This is a genomic window from Fibrobacter sp. UWCM (assembly GCF_900129735.1).
Taxonomy (GTDB): domain Bacteria; phylum Fibrobacterota; class Fibrobacteria; order Fibrobacterales; family Fibrobacteraceae; genus Fibrobacter.
Window position 1 is genome coordinate 1 of record NZ_FQWR01000002.1, and the last position, 24,525, is coordinate 24,525.

Annotated in this window: 15 protein-coding genes and 1 pseudogene; 9 read left to right on the forward strand and 7 right to left on the reverse strand. The window is 52.5% G+C overall.

Features of this window, described 5'->3' with window-relative positions; all coding sequences use genetic code 11:
- Positions 1-185 precede the first annotated feature (185 nt).
- The 3 genes from BUB22_RS16010 to BUB22_RS01475 are packed head-to-tail and all read left to right on the forward strand — an operon-like array spanning position 186 to position 6,454.
- Complete coding sequence (locus tag BUB22_RS16010) at positions 186-1,772, forward strand: FISUMP domain-containing protein (RefSeq protein WP_139258661.1); 1,587 nt, start codon at positions 186-188, stop codon at positions 1,770-1,772.
- Between the two features lie 20 nt (positions 1,773-1,792).
- The gene (locus tag BUB22_RS01470; RefSeq protein ID WP_073113627.1) at positions 1,793-5,614 is read left to right on the forward strand and encodes an FISUMP domain-containing protein; all 3,822 of its coding nucleotides are present in this window, start codon (positions 1,793-1,795) and stop codon (positions 5,612-5,614) included.
- A gap of 15 nt (positions 5,615-5,629) precedes the next feature.
- Positions 5,630-6,454 carry a hypothetical protein gene (locus tag BUB22_RS01475; RefSeq protein ID WP_073113628.1) on the forward strand — a complete coding sequence of 275 codons (825 nt, stop codon included), beginning with the start codon at positions 5,630-5,632 and terminating at the stop codon, positions 6,452-6,454.
- A gap of 7 nt (positions 6,455-6,461) precedes the next feature.
- On the opposite strand, the pseudogene BUB22_RS01480 reads toward BUB22_RS01475, so the two are convergent.
- Positions 6,462-6,737: pseudogene (locus BUB22_RS01480) on the reverse strand (PD-(D/E)XK nuclease domain-containing protein); the annotation flags it as partial.
- A gap of 8 nt (positions 6,738-6,745) precedes the next feature.
- Positions 6,746-7,792, reverse strand: a complete 1,047-nt coding sequence (locus BUB22_RS01485) for an ORF6N domain-containing protein (protein ID WP_371586726.1) — start codon at positions 7,790-7,792, stop codon at positions 6,746-6,748.
- 276 nt (positions 7,793-8,068) lie between these two features.
- Between BUB22_RS01485 and der the strand changes: the two genes are divergently transcribed.
- The 3 genes from der (at position 8,069) to BUB22_RS01500 (ending at position 11,253) form a co-directional block, all read left to right on the forward strand.
- Positions 8,069-9,511, forward strand: a complete 1,443-nt coding sequence (gene der, locus BUB22_RS01490; protein WP_073113630.1) for a ribosome biogenesis GTPase Der — start codon at positions 8,069-8,071, stop codon at positions 9,509-9,511.
- Complete coding sequence (plsY, locus tag BUB22_RS01495) at positions 9,444-10,079, forward strand: glycerol-3-phosphate 1-O-acyltransferase PlsY (protein ID WP_175547210.1); 636 nt, start codon at positions 9,444-9,446, stop codon at positions 10,077-10,079. The genes der and plsY overlap by 68 nt, the downstream gene beginning before the upstream one ends.
- Positions 10,080-10,221: 142 nt before the next feature.
- Entirely contained in the window at positions 10,222-11,253 is a 1,032-nt protein-coding gene (locus BUB22_RS01500) for an NAD(P)H-dependent glycerol-3-phosphate dehydrogenase (RefSeq protein WP_073113632.1), read from the forward strand.
- A gap of 4 nt (positions 11,254-11,257) precedes the next feature.
- Here the strand turns inward: BUB22_RS01500 and BUB22_RS01505 are convergent, their stop codons facing one another.
- From BUB22_RS01505 to BUB22_RS01515, 3 genes are all read right to left on the reverse strand, one after another.
- Complete coding sequence (locus BUB22_RS01505) at positions 11,258-12,574, reverse strand: hypothetical protein (RefSeq protein WP_073113633.1); 1,317 nt, start codon at positions 12,572-12,574, stop codon at positions 11,258-11,260.
- 114 nt (positions 12,575-12,688) lie between these two features.
- Entirely contained in the window at positions 12,689-14,587 is a 1,899-nt protein-coding gene (locus BUB22_RS01510; RefSeq protein WP_139258662.1) for a hypothetical protein, read from the reverse strand.
- A gap of 117 nt (positions 14,588-14,704) precedes the next feature.
- Entirely contained in the window at positions 14,705-15,628 is a 924-nt protein-coding gene (locus BUB22_RS01515) for a lysylphosphatidylglycerol synthase transmembrane domain-containing protein (protein ID WP_073113635.1), read from the reverse strand.
- Positions 15,629-15,715: 87 nt separating this feature from the next.
- On the opposite strand from BUB22_RS01515, the gene BUB22_RS01520 reads away from it, so the two are divergent.
- Both BUB22_RS01520 and BUB22_RS01525 read left to right on the forward strand, forming a co-directional pair.
- Complete coding sequence (locus BUB22_RS01520; protein WP_073113793.1) at positions 15,716-17,656, forward strand: LamG-like jellyroll fold domain-containing protein; 1,941 nt, start codon at positions 15,716-15,718, stop codon at positions 17,654-17,656.
- Between the two features lie 65 nt (positions 17,657-17,721).
- Positions 17,722-18,696, forward strand: coding sequence for a glycosyltransferase family 2 protein (locus BUB22_RS01525; protein ID WP_073113636.1), 975 nt, complete (start codon positions 17,722-17,724; stop codon positions 18,694-18,696).
- Here BUB22_RS01525 and BUB22_RS01530 read toward each other — a convergent pair.
- Together BUB22_RS01530 and gmd are read right to left on the reverse strand one after the other, a co-directional pair.
- Positions 18,665-19,570: a GDP-mannose 4,6-dehydratase gene (locus BUB22_RS01530; RefSeq protein WP_073113637.1), complete on the reverse strand. Its 906-nt coding sequence runs from the start codon at positions 19,568-19,570 to the stop codon at positions 18,665-18,667. The genes BUB22_RS01525 and BUB22_RS01530 overlap by 32 nt on opposite strands.
- Positions 19,570-20,589 carry a GDP-mannose 4,6-dehydratase gene (gene gmd, locus BUB22_RS01535; protein WP_072813590.1) on the reverse strand — a complete coding sequence of 340 codons (1,020 nt, stop codon included), beginning with the start codon at positions 20,587-20,589 and terminating at the stop codon, positions 19,570-19,572. Before gmd ends, BUB22_RS01530 begins: the two co-directional genes overlap by 1 nt.
- 42 nt (positions 20,590-20,631) lie before the next feature.
- On the opposite strand from gmd, the gene BUB22_RS01540 reads away from it, so the two are divergent.
- The gene (locus BUB22_RS01540; RefSeq protein WP_073113638.1) at positions 20,632-24,525 is read left to right on the forward strand and encodes a DNA polymerase III subunit alpha; all 3,894 of its coding nucleotides are present in this window, start codon (positions 20,632-20,634) and stop codon (positions 24,523-24,525) included.

A 24,525-nucleotide genomic window follows, 5' to 3' on the forward strand; every position in this document is an offset into this window, starting at 1 on the left:
TTGTAGTTGACTTTTGCCATTGTTTTACCTTTTTGGGGTTGCGCAATGAATATAGTAGCTTATGCTACCCTCTTATTAAACTCCTGCATGGTCCAGTTCTTCTCGTCTTTTTTGCCGCTTGTAGCGATATAGGCGACCGCGATAACCCGCTGGACCCGGGGGCAGAAAACTATGCAGGTTTAATCATGTCCAGCGACAGTTTCCCAATCTCTAGTTCTGCGGAAACCCCCTCCAGTGCAAGCGATTGCATAGGGGATGATTGCTTTGTGGACGTTTCCAGCAGCGCGAACGGAGATCTTTTTGAAAACTCCTCATCTTCGAGTATTCGAAATGTCGGAAATTCGTCGTCGTCAGTAAAGTCTTCAAGTTCAAGAGTCACGGCGTCCGTTTTGAACTGTGGCGACATCTGGTGCGGGTCAACGGCAACGGATGGCTTTTCGACAATCACCGCAACGGATGGAACGGTAATCGGTACAAACTGGTTTTATTATGATGACGAGGGCAATAGCGGCAATTCCTATTTTGACTGGCCTGCTACAGTTGAACTGGATGCGTCCGTCGGGTACAAATGGGAAGGCGTTGTTTTAGCCTGTAACGGGATTTGCGGTACGGCCAATCTCAAACCGGGCTACGAGTTTCCGTATGTGGGAATTGGAATTATCACACAGGACAACAGTACGGTAGATATCTCCAGTTGGGGTGGCATCTGTGTTTCTTACGAATCAGACGAACAGATAAACGTGGCTATCCACCCCGATGAAGCCGAACAGGAAAAAATGCAGTGGGACGACTACCGATTCACGGTTCCTGCGGGTTCGCATACCATAGATATTCCTTGGAGTAAGTTTTCACAGAGTGGATATGGTCCATCGTATAGCATTACGACATTGCTAACAAAAGTGCAGTCCATTGTTTTTGCGTATCAAGATTTGGGTACGGTATCTACCCATTTTAATATTGTGGGTGTCGGCAAAATGGGAACGTGCAATGATGTGAAGTCTTCAAGCAGCATGGAACCGCCGTCGTCCAGCAGCAAGGACGAACCAAAATCTTCCAGCAGCGAAACACCTGTAACATCTTCAGCGACGCCTACGCAATCATCAAGCAGCGCTGAAGCTCCGGTATCTTCTAGTAACACGGAACAGCCGCCACAGTCGTCTTCTGGCAATACGGAACCACCCCCGCCGTCATCAAGTAGCAATGATGAGCCAAAATCTTCCAGCAGCGTTGCCGCCTGGACCTGCGGCGACTCCACCATAACGCGCGGCGACCGTGAATATGCAACGGTCCTGATAAACGAACAGTGCTGGCTTAAAGAAAACCTGCAATACGAGCCGAGCTCCGGATTAACCCTTTGCTACGGTGGCGTTGCTGCAAACTGCGAAACATACGGACGACTGTATGATTACGAAGCGGCAGACCTAGCTTGCCCCACAGGCTGGCGGCTGCCGACGAAGACGGAACTTGAAGACCTGGCCGAATATTCCGGTGCCGATATGTACGATGCGGGAGCGCATTTCAAGGCAAACAGCGGCTGGACCGGCGAAAACGGCGACGACCTGCTCGAATTTACGGCACTCCCCGGCGGCAAGTGCAACGAGGAACAGACCTGTTCTAAAATCGGCACATCTGGCTACTGGTGGACATCTACCGAAAAAGTCAAGAATACGAGTCATTACGCACTTTACTTGAATGGTGACGGCAGTTCGTTTACCGCCGCGAACATCATGGACAACGACCAGTACATCTCCGTGAGATGCGTGAAGAAATAAGTTTAACAAGGAGCGACCCTATGAAATCCACAAAGAACACCCTGATGTCACTCTGGAGCCGTAAGGCGATAGAGTCCAAAATGATTGTGACGATTGCTTCCGTCGCATTCCTTCTCTCCGCTTGCGGTGAGAATACCACGACTGAAAAAATCGTCGAAGTCGCGGGCTCTGGCGTTGAAGTCGTGACCGATGTCTCGCAACTCCCACCGTGTTCTGCAACGAACGAGGGCGAACTGGTGTGGGTGAAGGGGGAAACGACCCCACGTATGTGTTCTGCTGGCTTGTGGTATGCCATTGCCGAAGGGAGCGTGGCTGCGACTTGCTCCACGGAACCCCTGCTTGATGGCAGTGGCGTGAAGATTCTTTGTGGTGGCGATTCCATTGGCGTTGTGCTCAACGGCAAGGATGGTGCGCAAGGTATCCAGGGGAAGCCGGGCGTTCAAGGCAAGCAGGGTGTTGCCGGTAAGGAAGGTGCGCCGGGTGCCGATGGTGCGCCAGGTGCCGATGGCAAAGATGGCATCGACGGTGTAAACGGAAGAGACGGTGCCGATGGCAGAGATGGCGTTGACGGTGAAAACGGAAGAGACGGTAAGGATGGCAATGATGGTGCGCCGGGCGCAGGCTGCTCGATGGAGACGATTGACGAACTGTCCGTGCGCGTAACCTGTGGCACGGAATCGACAGTCCTTTATGTCGGCGAATTGCCCGATACCACTGGGCAGGGCGAGGTTGTGCTCGACTCCGAGAAGATTGCGATTTCGCTGGATGAAGTTTCCGGCGTGACGCAGAAAGGGCCGTTTCTGATGGGTTCCAAGGTGCTTGTGCGCGAGATGGAAGATGGTCGCACGCTTACTCAGACCGGTAATTCATTTAATGGCAAGATTCTGAACGACAAGGGTGAATTCAAGATAAACGCCCGCATGCTCGTGAGCCAATACGTGATGCTCGAAGCGTCGGGCTACTACCGCAACGAAGTGACGGGCGAAAACTCGAATTCCGAACTGACCCTGTTTGCGATTACCGACGTGAATGACCGCAATATAGTGAACGTGAACCTGCTCACGCACCTGGAATACGAGCGCGTGGTTTACCTGGTGACGCAGAAGAAAATGAAGGTCCGTGCGGCCAAGAAACAGGCGCAGAAGGAAGTGTTTGGCTTGCTTGGCATTGATGCGACGGACTTCAGTAACTCCGAAGACTTGAATATTGCAGGGGCAAGCGACGAAGATGGAGCTTTGCTTGCGTTCTCCCTGATGTTCCAGGGCGACCGCTCCGTGGCGGACCTTACTGCTCTCTTGCAGACGGTGGCGAACGACATGGAAAAGGACGGGACATGGGACGACGAAAATACCCGCATGAAGATTGCGGAGTGGGCTGCCGATGCCGACAGCGCCGGACGACTCGCTACAATCCGTAACAATGTGAAAGGCTGGGGGCTTTCTAGCACTGTGCCGAACTTTGAACAGTACGTGCGTAGTTTCTGGTATGCGGAATACGGCCTTGGCAGCTGTACAACCGATAGCGTAGGCGTAGTGAAGGCTGCAACGGCAGGCAAACAGCAGTATTCGAGTACTCGCTATGTTTGCCGCAACAATGGTCGCTGGGAAGTGTCGGGCGACTTCGAGAAGGACACCTACGGCTGGAAAGACTCGACCGACGGTGCACTCAAGAATGGCTCTGTGACAGGAACAAAGTATGTATTCGACTCCACGGGTTCGTACAATGGCAGCATGGGTTGGCGAATTGCGAATGACGTGGAACAACTGTATGGTGGCTGCCGCAAGGCTGTTTATGGTGAAATTCGTCGCGATACGCGAAACGGCGGTTTCTTCCAGTGTCAGGAAACGAGCCACAGGTGGGAACTGGTGAACAACAACCTGCTTATCGATACCCAGCAATGGACCGAAGGCGAGGACGGCTATGCCAAATGGGGAGACTCCATCGGCGTTGTGACATACGGAAACAAGATTTGCTACGTGTATGATACAAGTGCCGCTTACAATGGCTGGCGTAAAGGCAACGACAACGATTGCACCTTGGGCCTTATGGGGTGCACGGCAGGCAGGGCTGGGCGCATGAACGAGGCTACGGATGGCAACTTCTACAACTGTGCGAATAACATCTGGACCAAGGTTTCGGACCGTGTGCAATACAATACCACCGGCTGGGCCTGCCTTGACAGCAACGCGGGCGAAATGAAACTAGGCCTTTACAATACGAATGTTTACTTTGTGTGCGACGGAAATGCCTGGCGCGAAGCGAAAAACGATGAGGAACTTTCTTGCAGGAACGATGGCCTGTGTGTCGCATGTACCGAGAATAGCCAGGGTGTGTTCTGGAAGCATGGCGGAAATCAGCTTGTTTGCGATGCAAAGACATGGCGCACGCCGAACTGTGCGGAAATTGCGACGGAAAGCCTGTGCACGGCAAACGACAGTGCCGTGGTATGGGAATGTGAAGACTTGGGCAACTTCAAGATAGACTACATCTGCTCGCAGGACCCTGACCAAAACAATAAACTTGTATGGCATCCTGTGCGGCATCCGTTTGAATATACTCTTGCCGATTGGAACAAGAAAAAGGCTGAATACTACACGGCAGAGAAACATCCGAACGCCACTTACGGAGCCGATTTTACGGACTCGCGTGATGGCAATGTTTACAAGACCGTTGTTATAAACGGCTTTAGGATGTTTGCGGAAAATCTTCGTTATGTGGACAGTAGCGCAAACGTGACCTTGAAGGGACAAACGATATGCTATGACAATAAGTCAAGAAATTGTGGCATCGGTGGAGCCTTGTATATGTGGGCCGCTGCACATGACTTGGACAAGAAGTGGAATAATGCCGAAGCAAGTAGCTTGATAGGTCTTCAGCATCAAGGAATTTGCCCAGAGGGTTGGCATGTCCCGAGTAGTATGGAATTTGTACTTACCATATCGGACGCAAAAGCAAGCCAAATGAGGGGATTTAGCGTGTTTGGTGAAGCGACTGATGCAAACGGATTCTCGGCGATGCCAGGAACAACCACCCGTCAAGTTGAATTGTATTATGGTTATAGAGATGCTCGCTTTTGGACGATTGATGGCCCTTGGTGGACTATACAAGCAGAAAAGAGTGCCAGAAGGGGGCGTTATGATTTCAACAACCATACAGCTCCAAGTTCTATTCGTTGCTTTGAAAATTATGCAGGGGCGCAGCCTATAGACTTGTATGAAAACGATAGTCGCTTAAATCAATGGAAGTCGTTGTATTATTCAAGTGAAACTAATCCAGATGCGGCCTATGCGGACGACCTTGTGGATGAACGTGATGGAAATGTATATAAGACTGTGGTGATTGACGGAAAACGCTGGATGGCAGAAAACCTGCGATATGCGGATACCCTCTCGACACCCAACTTAAAGGGGAAAATGAATGTTGTTAAGCCGTTCGTTAATGGTGTCGCTTATACTTGGCTGGCAGCGATGAATCTGGCTGAAATGGACCATAATCCGTCTAGTACCCAAGGAATTTGCCCGAGCGGTTGGCATATCCCTGACACCACCGAATGGCGTGCATTGGAAAACTTCGTGGGAACAGCAGGATCGCTACAGATGAAACATGTGCCGGTATGGAAAGATGCAACGGACAGGGTAGGCTTTTCGGCGTTCACATTGTATTTTGATTATGATGGTTTCTACTATTCCCGCGAAACATATTTCTGGCTTTCAACGGCTCATGACAAATACGACGATGGATATTATGCCGAAATAGGCGTTGATGAGATCAATGTAAGAAATAGTTCTGTTAGAGATCTTCGGTACATCCGTTGCGTCGAAGACACCTCCACAGAACCCTAACCAAAGGAGCAAAACATGACACCGCTATTCGTCATTCTCGTTGCTGTGGCATGGGTCGGCATTCTCGTTCTTCTTGTTTACGGGAAGGACGGTGTCTCCATGGATTTCAAGCTGCTTTCGGATATCTGCCACGACGACTTCGACGGAAGGCTTGAAAGTGCCCGCAAGCGGAATGACGAGTTCGTGCAGATTATGCGCGATGCCGATGCGAAAGTTCCAAAGGAACGGAACTTCTTCGGTTGGCGATTCTCCAAGGGAGGGCAGTCGCCTACGGATACGCTCCTTTCGGAAGCCCGCGAAAACCTGAAGAACTCGTTCGACCTTCGAGGTCAGGAAAACCAGTCCGTTTTCTCGATGACGGCGGTTTTCTTGGGCATGGTGTCGGCATTTATCTACCTCGCAAAGCAACTGATGTATATGGATTGCATTGGGTTCTTTGTGCTGTTCCTTTCGGTTGCGTTACCTGCGCTGTTCTGCATTGTCGTATCTGCGACCTTCTTGCTGGAATCGTTCAAGCTTACATACAAGATTCCCGATTCCGCCGATGACGGCGTAAGGTTTCTGTTGCAGGGCAAGGATGCCGATGGTCGAAAAATTCCCGATTCCGAAAGCCATGACCTTGCGTCCGAAATCAAATACAGGCTCATTGCCGAAAGTGCCGCTCGCTCGCTTGTCAACAGTGACTCAAATAAACTAAAATCACATTGCTGGGCCGCTTCACGCAAGTACATGAAAGTCGGCGGCATTTTCCTGCTCGCCATGCTCATAACCGCAGGGGCGTTTAAAATAAACGTTTCCCCTTCTGGCGAAATGCTCCGGCAAATTTTCGGCTGGTGCTAGCCCGATTTTACTCTTCCGCAACTTTCCATTCGCCGAGGGTGCGCCTTTCGGCGTCAAAGCTCACGCCAATCTTGAAGAGCCTTTTCGGCATTCCGTCCAAGGCTTGGTTTGCGGTATAGGGGATTAAATATCCTTTATCATCAATCTGTTTCAATGCGTCGTCTGCGGTGCCGTTCTTGTTTAATTTGAACTCGAACATATAGACCGCATCGGCAGTCTCGACAACGGCGTCGCTGCGGCCCTTAGAGAACTTCCGGCGCGAATTTACGCTGGAATAACGTCCGCAGAACCCTAATCTACGTTGTCACTCCGTAGTGCACGGCTTTCTTTTTCTGCCTGAATCTTCTGCGATTCCTTCAGCACTTCGTCCAACGTGAAATCTTCTTGCGTAAAGAAGAACGTATTCTTGCCAAGGTCCTTGAGTGAAGCCCCGAAGTGGTAGGCCGTATCGTCGATGAAAAGGAATCGGTCGTGCATTCCGTAACTTGGCAAAACTTGCATCGGACTGTCAGGATATTGTTCGTTGTAAGTGGCTAGGTCCATTTCAAGGACTTTGCTTTTGTCGTAGGTGTAGATTGTCACGGAAACGCCCTTTTCACGCTTGAGCATCATGGTCAACGTTTTTTCGGTCACGTACCTGTCGACAAGGACGATTCTTTTCTTTGCCTGACGAATCAGGTTACAGACAAATACATAGGCATCGAACTCCTGGTTGTTGTAGAAAAGGCCCTTGGACTTGAGCTCGCCACGGTCCATTGCCTCGAAAAGTTCGTCAAATTTACGGTCATGGTCAAGCAGATGCTCGTCATGACCAGTCAAGCGGCTGTCCTGTTCCAAATCCTTCGCTTCCACGTTTGAAAGCCGGTTGATAAGACCGCCGTTACCCATCATAAGGTGACGCAATTGCACGAAAGCCCGCATGATGGCGATATTGACCTTGATTGCAGACTCGCTTTTTAGAACCGAAGACAGCATCGCCACCCCTTGTTCGGTGAAGGCTAAAGAGCGGTATTTTGTGTGTTTTCCTTTTAAATTTTGCCCCTTTTTTTCTAAGGACGCATTTTGCGACCTTAGAAATTGCGATTCCTCTAAAGAGAGTTGTATGCAAAAATCTTCAGGAAAACGCTCAATATTGCGCTTTACCTGCTCATTTATACGCTTCGTTTCCACCCCGTAAAGCGTCGCCAAATCACGGTCAAGCAGAACCTGCTTGCCCCGAATGACCTGAATCATCTTTCCAACTCCCGACTCCACAAGCGGGTTAGGTGCGAAATCATCCGTTTTTTCTCTGTTTTTGCCCATATTTCCTCGTTTAAACAAAAAAAAGACCGCACCCATATAATCCTCAAATACGAGAATTGATGATTATATGAATACGGTCGTTGGCAGGTCTTGCCCGCCCACTATGTTTGCAGGGTAGAATATACAAAAAAGATGTGCAAGAAGACAAGGGGTAGACGTGGGGGAGAATTGATTGAGCGAATAATGAGTTTTCGTGCGGCAGATAATTCAGCAATCATTGCTTGCTAAATTTAAAAACGAGATTGCAAAGATTCAGCAGGCGCGGCTTTACGCTCTAGGCGTTCGCCTAATGTTTTTCTATATTTTCGCCTAATGAAATTACCTGTCGTATGCATTATCGGGCGCCCGAACGTGGGCAAGTCCTCGCTTTTCAACCGCATCCTGGGGCGGCGTGCCGCTGTCGTTTCTGACCGTGACGGCGTTACCCGCGATAGGCATTACCAGACGGCGAACTACAAGGGCCACGAGTTCACGGTGGTCGATACGGGCGGATTCTTGCCCGACGATTCCATCGACGTGCTGGCCGATAGTGTCCGTGCGCAGATTTTCAATGCGGTCGAGGAATCCGACCTCGTGCTCTTTATGGTCGATGTCCGCGTGGGCATTACCAAGCTCGACCAGCAGTTTGCGCGCCTTATCCGCAAGCTCGACAAGAAGGTGATCCTTGTGGCGAACAAGAGCGAGCAGCAGGGCGACCGCCAGGAATGCTACGAGTTCCTCAAGCTCGGTTTTGGTCAGCCCCGCACCATCAGTGCGCTTACGGGCTATGCCTGCCTCTCGCTCCTGGACGAGGTTGTCTCGATTCTCCCGACGCCGGTGCGTGGCGAACGCAAGGAAGAACGCCCCATCCGTTTCGCGATTCTCGGCCGCCCGAACGCAGGCAAGAGCACGCTGTTGAATCGCCTGCTGAACGAAGACCGCGCGGTGGTCTCCGACATTCCGGGTACGACCCGCGATTCCATCGACTGCGACTTCATTGTCGATGGCCAGAAGTTCGTGGTGACCGATACGGCGGGCCTCCGCAAGAAGGCGAAGGTCGAGGACGAAGTCGAAATCTTTAGCAACATGCGCACGCTCGAAAGCATCCGCCGCTCCGACCTCTCGGTACTGATGGTCGATTGCACCCGCGGGCTCGAGGTGCAGGATTTCCGCATCATTACCGAAATCCGCAAGGCGGGCAAGGGCCTGGTGCTCGTGCTCAACAAGTGGGATATCTACCCGGACAAGACGGAAAAGTCCTTCGACCGCATGGTGAAGGAAATGCTAGAACGCGAGCCGATGCTCGAGTACGTGCCGATTATCTCTGCAAGCGCCAAGGAAGGCCAGCGCGTGAACCGCATCGTACAGGCTATCCAGACTGTGTATGCGAACTGCCGCCGTGTGCTGGGCCGTGACCGCGTCGCCGAAAGTTTTGCGAACTTCTTGCAAGAGAAGGCGCCCCCGAGCCACAACGCCCGCGTGGTGTCGCTTACCCGTGCCTGCCAGGTGATGGTGGAGCCGCCCGTCATCGCTATCGAGACGCGCACGCCCGAACTGGTAGACGAATCGTACAAGCGCTACTTGCTCAAGAAGTTTTACGAGGAATTCCAGCTGCAGGGTGCGCCCCTGCGCCTGAATTTCGACCAGAAGTTAACCCTCAGAAAGGATGAAGAACTTGAACAGTTTACTGAGTCTTCCAATAGCGTACTTGCTGGGGTCGATCCCCAGCGCGATATGGGTAGCAAAGCTCGCAAAGGGAAAGTCGTTCGACATTAGGGACTACGGCTCCAAGAACGCGGGCCTTACCAACACGTTCCGAGTGCTCGGCTGGAAACCGGCGCTCCCCGTGGTGTTCATGGACTTGCTCAAGGGCTTCTTTGGCCCGTGGATTGCCATGCGCATGTGCGAATCCCAGGTCGCTGCCGGTGGTGCGGACTATTCCCACTGGGTTCCGCTTGTCGCGGGTATCCTCGTGATTCTCGGGCACAGTTTCACCTGCTTCGCGGGTTTCCGCGGTGGCAAGGGCGTGCTTGCGGCGCTCGGCGTGTTCCTCGCGCTCTGTCCGATTACCGCTCTCTCGGCTTTTGGCGTGTGGATAGTCCTCACGGCTTCGACAAAGTACGTTTCGGTGGGTAGCATCGGTGCGTGCGTCGCGCTCGGCGTTTTTGCCGTGATGGGGTACCTCAAGTTGCCCTTCCCGCCCGACGATATCAACCTCGGGCTCATGATTACCTGCCTTCTGGTGGCGGTTTTCGTGATTGTGAAGCACAAATCGAACATCAGGCGCCTTTTGAACGGCACCGAGAACGGTTTTGGCAGCAAGCGCAAGAAAGCGAAGGCATAAATATTGTAGATTGTTATAAGAATGATTGTCAGTGTCATTCTGAGCGCAGCGAAGCGGAGTCGAAGAATCTAAAAAGACCCATTCGACTTCGCCACGAAGTGGCTTCGCTCAGGGTGACACGCAAGAGATTAGGAAAGATAATATGAAGGTTACAGTTTTAGGTACTGGTGGTTGGGGCCTGACTCTCGGTCAGGTGGTCTATGAAAATAAGTGCGAAGTTTCGTTCTGGACAAACTCGCAGGCCGAAGTTGACCTGCTTTCGACGGAACATCAGTACAAGGACAAACTCCCCGGCGTAATCTTCCCGGCGGATTTCAAGTACACGACCGACATGAATGCCGCTCTCGACGGCTGTGACATGGTGCTCATCGTGGTGCCGAGCCAGTTTATGGGCGGTGTCGCGAAGAATCTGGGCAAGTGGACTCCGGCGAAGGGCAAGGAACCCATCGTCGTCTGTGCCACCAAGGGCATTCTCGAAGGCACGAACCAGCTGATGAGCGAAGTGCTGCTCTCGAACGTGCCGTGGCTTACCGAAAACAAGATGGTCGCCTTCAGCGGGCCTTCGCATGCCGAAGAGGTTAGCCGCCATATCCTTACCGCGATTGTGGCCGCCTGCGTGAACGAGGAATCCGCGAAACTCGTGCAGAAGGTGATGAGCTGCTCTTACCTGCGCGTTTACAGTTCTACCGACATCGTGGGCGTGGAACTCTGCGGTTCTGTGAAGAACGTGATTGCGATTGCCTCCGGCGTGCTCTACGGGCTCGAGGCGAGCGGCAAGTACAAGATTGGCGACAACACGCGTGCAGCCCTCCTTACCCGCGGCCAGGCCGAAATGTGCCGCCTGGGCAAGGCTCTCGGTGCAAAGTCCGAAACGTTTGCGGGCCTTGCCGGCATGGGCGACCTTATCGTGACCTGCCTCTCGCAGCACAGCCGCAACCGCTACGTGGGTGAACACATCGGGCGTGGCGAAACCATCGAGCAGGTTCTCGCCGGCATGAAGATGGTGGCCGAAGGCGTGCCCACCTGCAAGAGCACCAAGGCGCTTGCCGACAAGCTCGGTGTCGAGATGCCTATCGTGAACTCCGTGCATGCGCTCCTCTTCGAAGGCAAGAAGGTCGACGATGTCATCAAGGACATGTGGGGCCGCGAGCTCAAGGAAGAAGTCTGGGGCTAAACCCCTAGAAACGGATTGATGCGCCGAAGTGGGCGGCAAACCCGCTTCTGAATATTCCGCCGGATTCAAGTCCGGCGTTTTTGTTTTTTGCGGGCGTGGTTCCTTCCGGCGGTACCGTGCTGGCGCTTTTCGGAGGTTCTGTGCGCTCGGTATAATCGGACTTGAACGGGACGATTTGCGTCGCGCTGGCGAAAAGCGAAAGATTGCGGAGAATTCCCTGGGGTTCGCGCTCCAGCGTAATCCCGAGCCCGGCGACGAGCCCGTAGCTCTCGAGCATCCACGACATGGAATCATTTTGCGCGCTGTATCCTATGAACGATGTCGTTGAAGATGTCCTGTTGACTTCGATTTCGTCGTAGGTGTAGTATCCGTGCAAGTCGATGCGCGGGAAAACCTTCGTGTGCGTCGTGATGTTGAATTGCGGGTTAAAGTGCCCTCCCAGCGTAACTGCGGAAAGGTCGACGTCCGCATCCACCAGGAAGTTCTTCTGCAAGAACGAGAACGAAAGCGTCTGCATGATGGACACGGGAAGCAGGCGGTTCGGGGCGAACGTTTCGAAGAACCGTTTCTTGTTCTGCTCCATGTGGATATCGGCTTTGATGCCGCGTGCATCGAGCCCGAAGGTCTCCTTTTCCCACTGGACACTGCCGTAATGCAGGCTTACATCTAGCGGGACGAACATGAAACGCTTGGTGCTGTTGTCGCGCCAGGTGTTCCCGAAAATGTTCACGTCGGCAGAAGCTCCCGCATAGTAGAAATCGAGTTTGCTCGTTTCGAAATGGTGCGCGTATTGGGCGTTCCAGAGCCAGATGCGCGAGGAATCCTTGATAAAGTATTCCCGCTTTGCGTTGTACGGAGTCGTGCCGATGTGCTGCAGGCCTGCGGCAAGTTCGTTGCCTGCAAACCTTGCTCCGGCAGTAAATCCCTTGCGCAGGTATTGCGAATTCCAGTCGCCTTCGATCAGGTGGACCTCGTCGTTTTCGTTTTCGGATTCCCAGCGGATGGTCGCAAGGTCTGGAGCACCGCGCTCGACAAGTGCTGCCGCGTACAGCGAAGAATCCGCAGTGTGTATGGTGACGCTTGATTTTAGCGCCGGCAGGCTGCTTGCCGCTACGGAGAAAGTAATGTTCCGGAAGTTGGCCTGGATGCCCGCTGAACCGATTGTGCGGTTGCTGCTTAAAGAAAGTTCCCAGCCGTCTTTCCAGAGCCCGTCTATGCGGTAATGCGTGAACGAGGCGAAAACGGAATACTTGTCGGCATGCGCCGTGTCCGCGACATTGCAGAAAGTACCGCTCAGTTCTTTGGTATCGGCATCCAGCAAAAAAAGCCCGCCACAATGGGCGAGGCCTTTTGTATCACCATACGCCAATGGCGTTGCAAGGAGACTTGTCAAGCCTATGGCGCATAGCGATTTAAAGAAAGCATTCACTGCTGATTAATCGATGGCGAATTCGTTTTCTTGTTCGTCCCAGTATTCTTCATCTTCGTAGTATTCATCGAAGTCGTCGTCGATGGCGCCCTTGATGAATTCATCCCAGAAGGAGTCTACGGTCATGTCGGGGAAGATGCCGCCGAACGTGACATCGGGGAAGATGATAATCTTGCGGAGGTCTTCGAAGGTGTACTTCTCGATTTCGGAATCGACCATCTTGCCGTTGAGGAGGCCCTGGATAGTTTCGGTCTTGTTGCCGTCCTTGTCGGTAAAGTACCCGAAGTTGGGGACCTCGTTCTCGTAGAAGGCGACGGCGTACTTGATGGTGCCCTTGTCGTCCTTGCACATTCCTGCGGGGAGCGTCACATCGGGAATCTTCCATTCGGTTTTTGTTATTGGCTCGTCGCTATTAATCATGGTCCAGGGGTCGCCTTCCACGTAGCTGTTGACGACGAACTTGATCTTGCAACCGTCAGCATGGTAAGTGATTTCTGCCTTGATGCGCTCAGGTTCGTAGACATCCATGAAGATTGTTCCCGAGGTCTCGTCGTCTTCCCACCCGCTGACTTGGTTGCTTTCTATGTCGGGATTGAACTTGTAGTATTCCTGAGCCACGTAACCCTGCATGTACCTCTGGGCATAGGCTTCGTATTCCAAATTTTCGGACCAGTAGAAACCGCCGTCCGGGTTCACCCATTCGGACTTGTCGTTCACCACGTGGTACGGCAAGAACTTCTGGATGCCGTCGGTATTCTCGAACCACTTGTAAGGCACGAACTTGATGGTCTTGTCTTTGCCGTAGTGAATGTCGAAGCCGGTACGGAGCTGGGTCTTGATGGTGCTCAGGGAATCAATGATTTTCTGGGCGTCGGCGGTGCTCAGGTCGGCTTCTTCGCCGTCACCCACAATGTAGAGGTCGTTCTCCTGGGTTTTGAGGCCGTTCTTTGCTTCTTCGAGCCCGTACTGCAGGCCGAACTGCACGTAGCTAATCGCGCTGTCGATCATGTTCGGGATGTTCTTGTATTCTTTTTTCCAGGAATCATGGATGCTTGTAAACTTGCTGTCTTTCCCGATAAACTTGAACAGACGCTCGAAACCGTGGTTGTCGTAGTAGTTTACCTTGGCGCCTAATTCCATAAGGGAATCAATCCAGTCGTATTTGCCGTTCTCGTCGATGTTGAGGTTAATGCTGGCAACTGCAGTGAGTGTTGCCTTGGCGGCGTACAGTGCGGCTAGTACCGGTGCGAATTCACCGCGGTCGAGTTCAACGTTGCGTTCGTCGATGTTGTAGGTGCAGGTGAACGCGTCGTCGTTCGCGATGTTCGTCATGTAGCTGATGGCGGAATCCAGCGACGGGATGGCGGTTGCGATGGCGGCTTGCACGTCGCTCACCAAAATGCCGCGGAGTTCGTCGGTGGAATGGAAGGCGAGGTTGAAGGAAACCTCGGAAGAACCCATCATGTTGCGCGAGAAGAGCGATGCACCGGGCTTACCCGTGCGGGCGAGCAGCGTATCGACCAGGTTGTTGATTTTCTTGTTGTTCGCAATATCCGAGATGATGGATGCCGTGTAGGCGAGCTGCGCTTCGCAGTTGCCGGGATATTTTTTGAGGATTGCCTCGACGGAGGACTTTGTTGCGGCGCTCATTTCTTGAGCCTTGTTCAGGTCGCCATCCCCGAAGGTGGAATAGACATCGGTGAGGTCGCTCTTGATTTTCTCAATTGTCGCCTTGTCCGCTTCGTCCGTAATTTCTTGGCAGCCGGCGGTGACTTCGACCTTGGTTTCGATGGGGTCGCTGGATATGTCCTTGCTTTCGGGACTGCTGCTAGAGTCGTCGCCGCATCCGGCGAGAATTGATAGGCAGCCAAGTGTAAGGATTGAGAGTAATTTGACTTTGTTCATAAAAAAGATTCTCCTTGTTTCCATGAAAATATAAAAAAAGAATTGAATGTGCCACTAATTTTTTATGTGACGTAAAAAAAATTGCCGATTGACGGCGCGTTCAAGGCGATAAAAAGGTTACTTACGGATTTTTAGGAGCACGATTGCTCCCTGGGCTGCCTGGAATAGCAGTGGCAGGTAACTGAGCAGGGTGGATGCAAGTACTACGTCGGCAGGGATTCCGAGAAGCCCCGTGTAAAGGCTGACCTGCACGTTCTCGCGGATACCGATTCCGTTTATGGATATCGGGAGCATGGTAAATGTAACCATGATGGTGGTGAATACCGTTATGACGGCGATATCGACATCAATTCCTACGGCACGGAAGTAGGCGTAGTGGATAATGATGGTCACAATCTGCAACCATACGGAATCCAGTCCCGATAACCAGAACGCCTTCGGGTGGCTCCGGTAGATGGCGAAAGCCTGTTGCAACTTCAGCAGGAACGGAACTTTTTGAACAAGTTTGTCTGGAATTTTGATTTTATCCAGAAACAGGCTCCCGACAATGATAACCAGGGCTAATATGGCAACTGCGCTTACGGTGATGGTGTAATGGGCTGGAACCTGGTAGCGAATCAAGACGAACGGGATTGCGATGAAAAAACTGAGGAACATCGCGATCAGCCCCATGACACGGGATATCGCAATTGCCGCAACGGAGTTCGCCGTGTTCCCGAATTTGCGCCCGAATGCGACCGTCTTGACGGCGTCGCCACCGAACCCGCTGGGGAGCAGGTTGTTGAAAAAGTAACCTAGCGCAATGTAGGCGTAAAAAGTGCGAAATTTGACTTTTTTCCCGTCCTCGAGCAATAAACCGCGCCAGCGGTTTGCCTGGATAGCCATGAGAACGACGGTTAAAAACAAAATAAAGAGCAACCAGGGGAGTGCCGACGGCTTCCAGTTCGAAATTGCGTCAAAAAACGGGATTTTGTTCAGGATATATGCCAATCCCCCGACGGTAACGATGACTTTTATCGCCGTAAAAAGCATTTTTGTCATTTTTTTTCGATTGTCGGGTTGCATAAGCCTAATATAAAATATTATATTCAGTTGTAGGACCTTCCCATGAAGGGAAAGGAGGAAATAATGAAAAAATGGATTATGGTTCCTGCCGTGGCTTCGATGGCGATGGTTGGAATGTTCGGATGTTCGTCGGATTCGACGGACTCTAAATCTCCGGTTGCAATAGAGGGCGTGGAAGGGGCGTCCGGCGAGATTGCTCTTGTGAGTGCTTCGGATGCGAAGGCTCACATGGCTATGTTCAGGCGTTCTGTTGTGGATTCCTGGCAGTTTGAATCAGCTGAATCCGATAGCGCTTCTACGGGAGTCGATTCTGTTCTCCAGAACACGAACTTCGCAGTTGATGCTGATGTGACGGTCGAAGACGATTCTGTCTATACGGTTGCTTCTGCCGGTGTCGACGGCAAGGGCTTTGCCTGGATGGTCCAGGTTGAAAACGGTGCCGTCGTTTATTCCTGGCGCGAAAATGCCGAAAGCGAATGGCAGAAGTTCAAGACCGAAAAGCGCATTGAAAAACTCGAAAAGAACAATATCCGCGTCGAACTTGCGGGTAAGGTCGTTGTCATTTTTGTGAACGGCAAAATCGAAGGCGCCTTCCGCAACGAAAAGTTCGGCTCCTTCACGATGGAAGGCTTGTTCACGGTTGGTTTCGACAAATTCGATATGGGGAAGTGCCATTGCCATAACGGCCATGTGGAACAGGTCGATGTGGAAACGGTCAACGAGATTGAGGATACCCCGATTGATTCTATCGAAGTGGTTGAACCGGTTGAAACGCCTATCGATACTATCGCCGGCGGGAGCGACCCTGTTCCCGAGACGGTCTGGATTGCCGAATGGGACTTCAATGATGCCGAGAATGTCGGCCTCGACGTGACTGGTAACGGCCACAACGCGACCATCGGTGAAGGTTCGGTGGCTTCCACAGATGGAATTGCCGCTTTTGACGGCAAGTCTGGCTTTACCGTGGCCTTGGCCGACGATATCAAGATTAACGAGTTTGTTGTCGAGGCTCGCGTGAAGCCGACTCAGTTCGGTACCATGCAGAACATCATTGTGGCCGAGCCCCCCGGACGTGGTGTGGATGGCTGGCAGCTTCGCATTGACGAGGGTGTGCTGACGGTTCACCTGCGTGATGACGATCTCAACGGTGACGACTGGAATATCTTCCCGGGCAAGCGTATGACTCTTGGCGAATGGAATGTCATTCGTATGGAACGCAGTGCCGATAGTGTCAAGCTTTTCCAGAATGGCGAACTTACCGTTGCTGCCGCCTATACGGGTAATCTGACTCAGATGCGCTACGACTGGAGCATCGGTTTCGATGGTATGCAGCAGGCTTTCCACAACCGCTACTTCATCGGCGAAATGGACTATGTCCGCTTTGGAGCCTTTAACGGCTTTAGCGCAGGCGTGTTGCCGGTGAAGTCCAAGAGGCTTCTTGTGGCTTGGGAATTCAATGAACCTACGTTTATTGGCCTTGACCGCATGGCAAACAACTCTACGCACGATTTGGTGGGTAGCCCGAAGGTTGCCGATACGACGGTTGCGCTTGATGGCAGGTCTGGCTTGGAAGTTGGCCTCTCGAAGGTGTTCCAGCGCAATACGTTTGCGATTGAAACCCGCGTAAAGCCGACCCAGTTTGGTGAAATGCAGAATATCATTGTTGCCGAGCCTCCTGGACGCTATGGCGATGGCTGGATTGTCCGCCTCGACAATGGCGTGCTGACGGTGCATTTCCGCGACGAGGATACTGACGGCATTACCTGGAATATTCTCAAGGGCGAAAAGCTTGCTCTGGATGAATGGACCGACATTCGCGTGGAACGTGGTGCCGAATCCATCAAGGTGTTCCAGAATGGCGAACTGACGGCTGAAGCTGAGACGACGGGTGATATCTCGCAGCTCGGTTACGACATCGGTATCGGTTTCGATGCCATGAGGCAGGCCAAGCACGACCGCTTCTTTGAGGGTGAAATCGACTTCATCCGCTACTACGGGCTGTAATACCTTGTTAGACGTTTATTCTATATTTGAAGGGACCTGTTGGTCCCTTTCTTTTTTGGATAGTTATGAGCATAGATGTCGGCATAATCAATTATAATGGCGGTGAGGAACTTACTGCCTGTGTCAAGAGTCTGCTTGCGCAAACCGAACCGGTGCGCGTTTTCGTGTTTGACAATGCTTCTGCCGACAATTCTGTTCAACTCCTGAGGGAACAGGAACTTGAATGCAAGATTATCGAGAGTAAAAAGAACCTGGGGTATGCAGGCGCCTGCAACGGACTTTTGGACAACATGGATTCTGAAATCCAGGTGCTTTGCAATATGGACCTGGAATTCGACCCGGCTTGGGCAAAAAACTTGCTTGCGTGTTTTGAACGCCACCCGGAAGCGGGCTCGGTCGCAAGCCTCGTGATGGAAAAGAGCGGGGTAGTGAATGCGGTCGGCGTGCAGTTCGGCGCGGACCTTTTCGCAAAAAACGAAGCAAGCGGGTTGAATATTTCCGAAGCCGATGTGCGCGAGAAGGAAGTTTTTGGCTGCTACGGCGCAGTGATGAGTTTCCGTAAGGCGGCTGCCGGGGCTGCCGGCAAGATGGACGCAAGCTTCTTCCTGTTCTTTGAGGAAACGGAATGGTATTTCCGCCATAACCTCGCGGGGTTCAAGACGGTATTCTGCCCGGAGGCGAAGGTCTATCATGAACGCTCGATGACGACAGTGCGCTATTCCCCGCGCAAGTTGTTCTATTCCGAGAGGAACCGCTTGCGTACTGCGATTCGCTTGCTGCCATTTGCAGATATTGTGAAGTTGCCGTTCCGCGGGTTCGTGCGTTACCTGAACATGGCGAAGGGCGGCGTTCCCGGGCAATCGGGTGACGGGAAAAAACTCTCGAAGGTTGCCATTTGCGGGGCGCTACTAAAGGCTTGGTTGCAGGCATTGGCAATGCTCCCGCAGGAACTTTGTATTCGCAGGAAATACCGCAAACAGTTCGGCGATGTCGGCGCGAAGGTGCGTGCTATTCTTGAGATGTACCCGATTCGGCCCTGAAGTGGTCGTACATCTTCTTGAGCGTCGTGCGGATGTCGGTGCCTTTCCAATACTTTTTCACGCGGGAGTTGTCTGCGCAGAGGTATGGTGTTTCTACCGGACGAACCTTCTCGGGATCCACGACGATATCAATCTGCACCGGTGTGAGCTTCAATATCACGTTTTTGAGCAGGTCCTCGATTTTATTCGCGATGCCGGAACCCACGTTGTAGATGTCGAACTCGTTCTCGTTCTCGAGCAGCATGCGGTAGACATGCACGACGTCTTCCACATCAGAGAAATCGCGCCAAGCGCTCAGGTTGCCCACGAGAATCTTGCCGGGCTTGCCCGACTTGTCGATTGCGGCGACCTGCTTCACGAAACTCGGGAGCGCAAACGTAGTTGTCTGCCCGACTCCAGTGTGGTTGAACGAGCGCGTGCACACTATTTTTATCCCGTATTTCTTGCGGTAGAGCTGCGCGAAATTTTCCTGTGCAATCTTCGAGATGCCGTAGGGGTTGCTCGCTTCGAGCGGGTCCGTTTCCTTGAGCGGGGATCTGCCTTCGGGAATGGCGTATTCCTCGGCGCTCCCGATTAAAAGAGTCTTTGCCTGCGGAGCATGCTTGCGGATTGCTTCCAGCAGGTTGAGCGTTCCGTTCACGTTCACGTTGATGGTATCGGCGGGGCTTTTCCACGAGGCTCCCACCGAACTTATGGCGGCGAGATTCACGACGGCGTCGGGCTTGGCGCTTTCAATAAGCGCTTCCACCTGGCCTGCGTTCTGCAGGTTCACTTCGGGAAGGTCCACCTTCACGGTGGAATGTCCTGCGGATTCAAGTTCGCGGGCTAAGTACCTGCCGACGAATCCCGATGCCCCGACGATGACGACCTTCATCAAATCTTTCCTTCGGCAAGGAGCTTGATGTCGCTATCCACCATGCGCTTGACCAGTTGTTCGTAGCTGATTTCGGGTTTCCAGCCGAGAACCTTCTTTGCCTTGCTTGCATCACCGATAAGTAGGTCTACTTCGGCAGGGCGGAAGAATTGCGGGTTCACCTTCACGACAACCTTGTCGGTGCCCTTAAGTGTGGCGTATTCGTTTTCGCCTTCGCCGTGGAACTCAATTTCCATTCCGGCGGCCTTGAAGGCGAGTTGTACAAATTCGCGAACCTTGTGGGTTACGCCTGTGGCGACTACATAATCGTCGGCCTGTTCCTGTTGAAGCATGAGCCACATGGCGCGTACGTAGTCGGCGCTATGGCCCCAGTCGCGGCTGGCATCCATGTTGCCGAGTTCAAGCACGTCTTGCTTGCCGGCCTTGATCTTTGCGACGGCAATGGTGATCTTGCGGGTAACGAATTCGGCACCGCGGCGTTCGGATTCGTGGTTGAAGAGGATGCCGGAGCAGGCAAACATACCGTAACTTTCGCGGTAGTTCTTGATAATCCAGTGCCCGTAGAGTTTGGAAACCCCGTAGGGGCTGCGCGGGTAGAACGGTGTCGTTTCGTTTTGCGGAACGGCCTGCACTTTACCGAACATTTCGCTGGTGGATGCTTGGTATACGCGCGTGTCAGGCTTGCAGAGGCGAACCGCTTCCAGGAGCTTGGTGACGCCGATGGCGTTGATGTCGGCGGTAGAAAGCGGCGTTTCCCACGATGTAGTCACGAACGATTGAGCGGCAAGATTGTAAATCTCGTCGGGTTTCGCGATTTCCATGGCGCGCAGGAGCGATGCGGAATCGGTCATGTCACCAAAAATGAATGTAACCTTGCCCTTGAGGTGCTCGGCGTTGTTAAAGTCGAGTTTGCTCTTGCGGCGGACAAGTCCGTAAACTTCGTAACCCTTCTCGAGAAGGAATTCAGCCAGGTACGAACCGTCCTGACCGGTAATGCCTGTAATAAGTGCGCGTTTCATATGGTTAAATATAAATAAATATGAAATTACTAAATTGCGGGTATGGCTTTTGTTCATTTGCAAGTTCATTCCGAATTTTCCGTATTGAAGTCTTCTGCTCGCCTTGATGGCATTTTGGCTGCGGCCGCAGCCGAAAATGCCCCCGCCGTAGCCCTTACAGACCACGGCGCCATGTTCGGCATTCTTGAAATACAGACGCGCGGGAAGGACATGAACAAGGCTCGCAAGGAGAAGGGCCTCCCTCCGGTAAAGACTATTTACGGCTGCCACGTGTACGTGGATTCCCCGAGTGCAAGTGTGAAGGACCCGACCACTTATGAACGCCTGACCCTGCTTGTCGAAAACGAGAAGGGTTATTACAACCTGCTCCGTATTGTGAGCTACCGCTATGAGGAAAGCGACCGCTGGGCGGAAATTCCCTCGGTCCCGCTGGATGTAGTGAACCAGCACAAGGAAGGTCTGATTGCCATTGCGGGCGATTACTTTAGCCGTTATGGACAGAACGTGACATCGGGTCGCGAAGCCCAGGCTCGCGAGTACATGGACAATCTTGACAAGATTTTTGACCGCGACCATCTTTACCTGTCCGTATGCGATAACGGAATCCAGCAGCAGCGTGGTGTGAATGAATTCAATGTGAAGTTGGCGCAGGAGATGGGCCGCGAGGTTGTGGCGGTTGCCGACGTGCACTATATTAAGCCCGAAGATGCCACCGCGCACAAGGTGCTGCGCTGCATTTCGCTCAAGTGCACGCTGAATGACTTTACGGATGCGCGCTTCCCGACCGACCAGTTCTATTTCCGTACCGAAGAAGAAATGGTCAAACTCTTCGGGCATATCCCAGGGGCTATCGAGAATACGGTCAAGATTGCCGAGCGCTGCAACTTTACGGTCAAAACGGGCATCGGCGATGAATTCTGGCCCCGGTTCAAGATTCCGGAAGATTTCCTTGCATCCGAGGAATACCAAAATATTAAAGCAATCATGAAGGCCGAATACGATGCGGAGTACCCGGAAATTCATGAACGTGAACGGTTGGGGATAATCAAGGATAAGGCGAAAAAATTGATAGCCGCCTATTGCGCCGAAAAGGGCGTCGACGAGAAATCCTTGACCGATGAGGAAAAGGCCGAATTCCAGAACCAGGCTTCGCAGGAACCCTTTACCGACGAAGACAACAAGGCTTGGGAAAAGAATACGCACCGCTGGTGTAAACCGGGTGGCGACGCCGATATCTACATCACGCACCTGTGTAACGAACGCCTCAAATGGCGATTCCCCGACGAAAACTTCAAGTTCCCCGCGCGCGAGACCGATGTGGCCAAGCGCATGTACAAGGAATTGAACTGTATCCGCAACATGAACGTGGCGGGCTACCTGCTTATTGTGTGGGACTTCATCAACTGGTCGCGTGATAACGGAATTCCCGTAGGCCCGGGACGTGGTTCCGCTGCAGGCTCGCTTGTTACCTACATCATCGGCATTACGGATATTGACCCGCTCAAGTTCGATTTGCTCTTTGAACGATTCCTGAATCCGGAACGCGTGAGCATGCCTGATATCGATACGGACTTTGCGGATAGGGACCGCGGGCGCGTTATCCAGTACGTGACCGACAAGTATGGCTACGATTGCGTGGGACAGATTATTACCTACGGTATGCTCAAGTCGAAGGCGGTGATTACTGACGTTGCCCGCGTCTTGGGGCTCCCGCCTGCCGAGGCAAAGCAGATTACAAAACTGTTCCCGCAGAGAACGCTGAACTTTAGCCTTGAACAGGCCTGGACAGGTAAAAAGAAAAATAAGAAAGGGGGAGAGGATCCTCTTGAAGACGGCTATAGCTCGGAACCCCTGCAGGCGCTCGTCAACAGCCGCGCCAGTTACCAGAACCTCTGGGAAATTGCGAAAAAGTTGGAGGATTTACCGCGCCAGACGGGCGTGCATGCCTGTGGTGTGGTGATTACGCCGACTCCGATTTACAACCTGGCTCCGCTTTACCGTGCCGCCCCTGGCGATACGCCTGTGGTAATGTACGACAAGCACTACGCCGAAGACATCGGGCTTTTGAAGATGGACTTCCTTGGCCTGATTAACTTGTCCATCATTCAGGACACGGTGAGCATGGTCAAGAAAAACCGTGGGATAGACCTTGATATGGGCCATATTCCACTGGATGACAAGGAAACGTTTGACCTGCTCGGCAAGGGCATGACGACAACGGTGTTCCAGTTTGAATCTCCGGGTATGCAGAAATACCTGCGCGAACTGAAGCCGACGCGAATTTTTGACTTGATCGCTATGAACGCCCTGTACCGCCCGGGGCCTATCGACCAGATTCCGCACTTTATTGCACGTAAGAACGGCAGGGAAGAAATTGACTGCTATCACCCGGATTTGGAACAAGTTCTTGGTGAAACTTACGGCGTGATTGTGTACCAGGAACAGGTGATGAAACTTGCCCAGATTTTGGGCGGCTATACCCTGGGTGGTGCTGACAATATTCGCCGTATCATGGCGAAGAAGATGCCCGAAAAGATGGCGAAACTCGAGCCGGAGTTCTTCAGGAAGTGTGAAGAACGTGGTTACGACCATGCGGTTATCGATAAGATTTGGAAGGCGGTGCTCCCGTTCTGCGGATACGCGTTCAACAAGAGCCATGCCGCAGCGTACGCCTACGTGGCTTACCAGACAGCATACCTCAAGGCTCATTACGGTGCAGAATACATGGCTGCATCGATGACCTCAAAAATGGGCAAGACCGAAGATATCGTGACGATTATTCAGGAAAGCAAGCGCCTAGGAATCAAGGTGCTGACTCCCGATATCAATACGTCGTACGGTGTTTTTACGGCGAATCCCGAAGGCCAGATTCTGTACGGGCTCGCGGGTATCCGTAACGTTGGGCTTGCCGTAGTTGAAGATGTTGTTGCCGAGCGCGATAAACATGGCCCCTATAAGGATATTTTTGATTTCTGCAAGCGTGTCGCGGAATACCAGGGTTCGTTCAGCGAAAAGCATCCGCCTTTGAGCAAGAAGGTGCTGGAATGCCTTATCATGGCGGGTGCACTTGATTCGTTGCCGGGTAGCCGTGCTGCGTTAATGGCTACCGTCGACCGTGCCATAGAGGTTGCCGCCAAGCATCAGGAAGACAAGTCGATGGGGCAGATGTCCTTGTTTGACTTGGGGGGCGCTGGCGGTGCGGGATTGGAAAATACTGCAGAAGTCCTTGAAGAAGCGGAACCTTGGGGCGATATGGAAATGCTCGACAAGGAACGCAATGTGCTGGGCATGTGCCTCTCGGGGCATCCGCTGGATGAATTCCGCCCCGAACTGAAGGGATTTACGACTGTTTCGCTGAATTACGATGACCTGCGGAAAAAGGTCGGGTCGCGCGTGGCGGTCGGCGGCGTTGTCACGCAGATGCGCTCTATTGAGACAAAACGTGGCGATACGATTGGAATCGGCATGATGTGTGATTTCCATGGGGATGTGGAACTCTTCTTCAAGAAAGATGACTGGGAACGTTTCCGCGACAAGATTTCCGAAGGCGATCGCATTTTGGTGAAGGGTGAACTTGAATTCAAGCGTGACAAGGAGCGCAAGCCTACCGAGGAACTGCAGATTACTGTGGAAGAGGCGATCCAGTTCGACACCGTGCGCAAAAGCATGGTAAATTTTGTCCATATAAGCATGGAATCCGGAATGATAACGGAGGAATTCCTCCAGAAATTGGAAGAAGGCCTGGCCGGTTTTGAAGTCTTTGAAGAAACAGAGCACGGGTGCCGCCTGGTATGCCATGTGGAAACGCCATCGGGCTTTGAACATATAATAAAGTTGAACAAGTACAAGGTCTACTATACGGTGGAACTGCTGAATTGGCTCCGCCAAGATATGGGACTCACGAAGATTTGGGCATCTCCGAAAGAGAATCGGTAA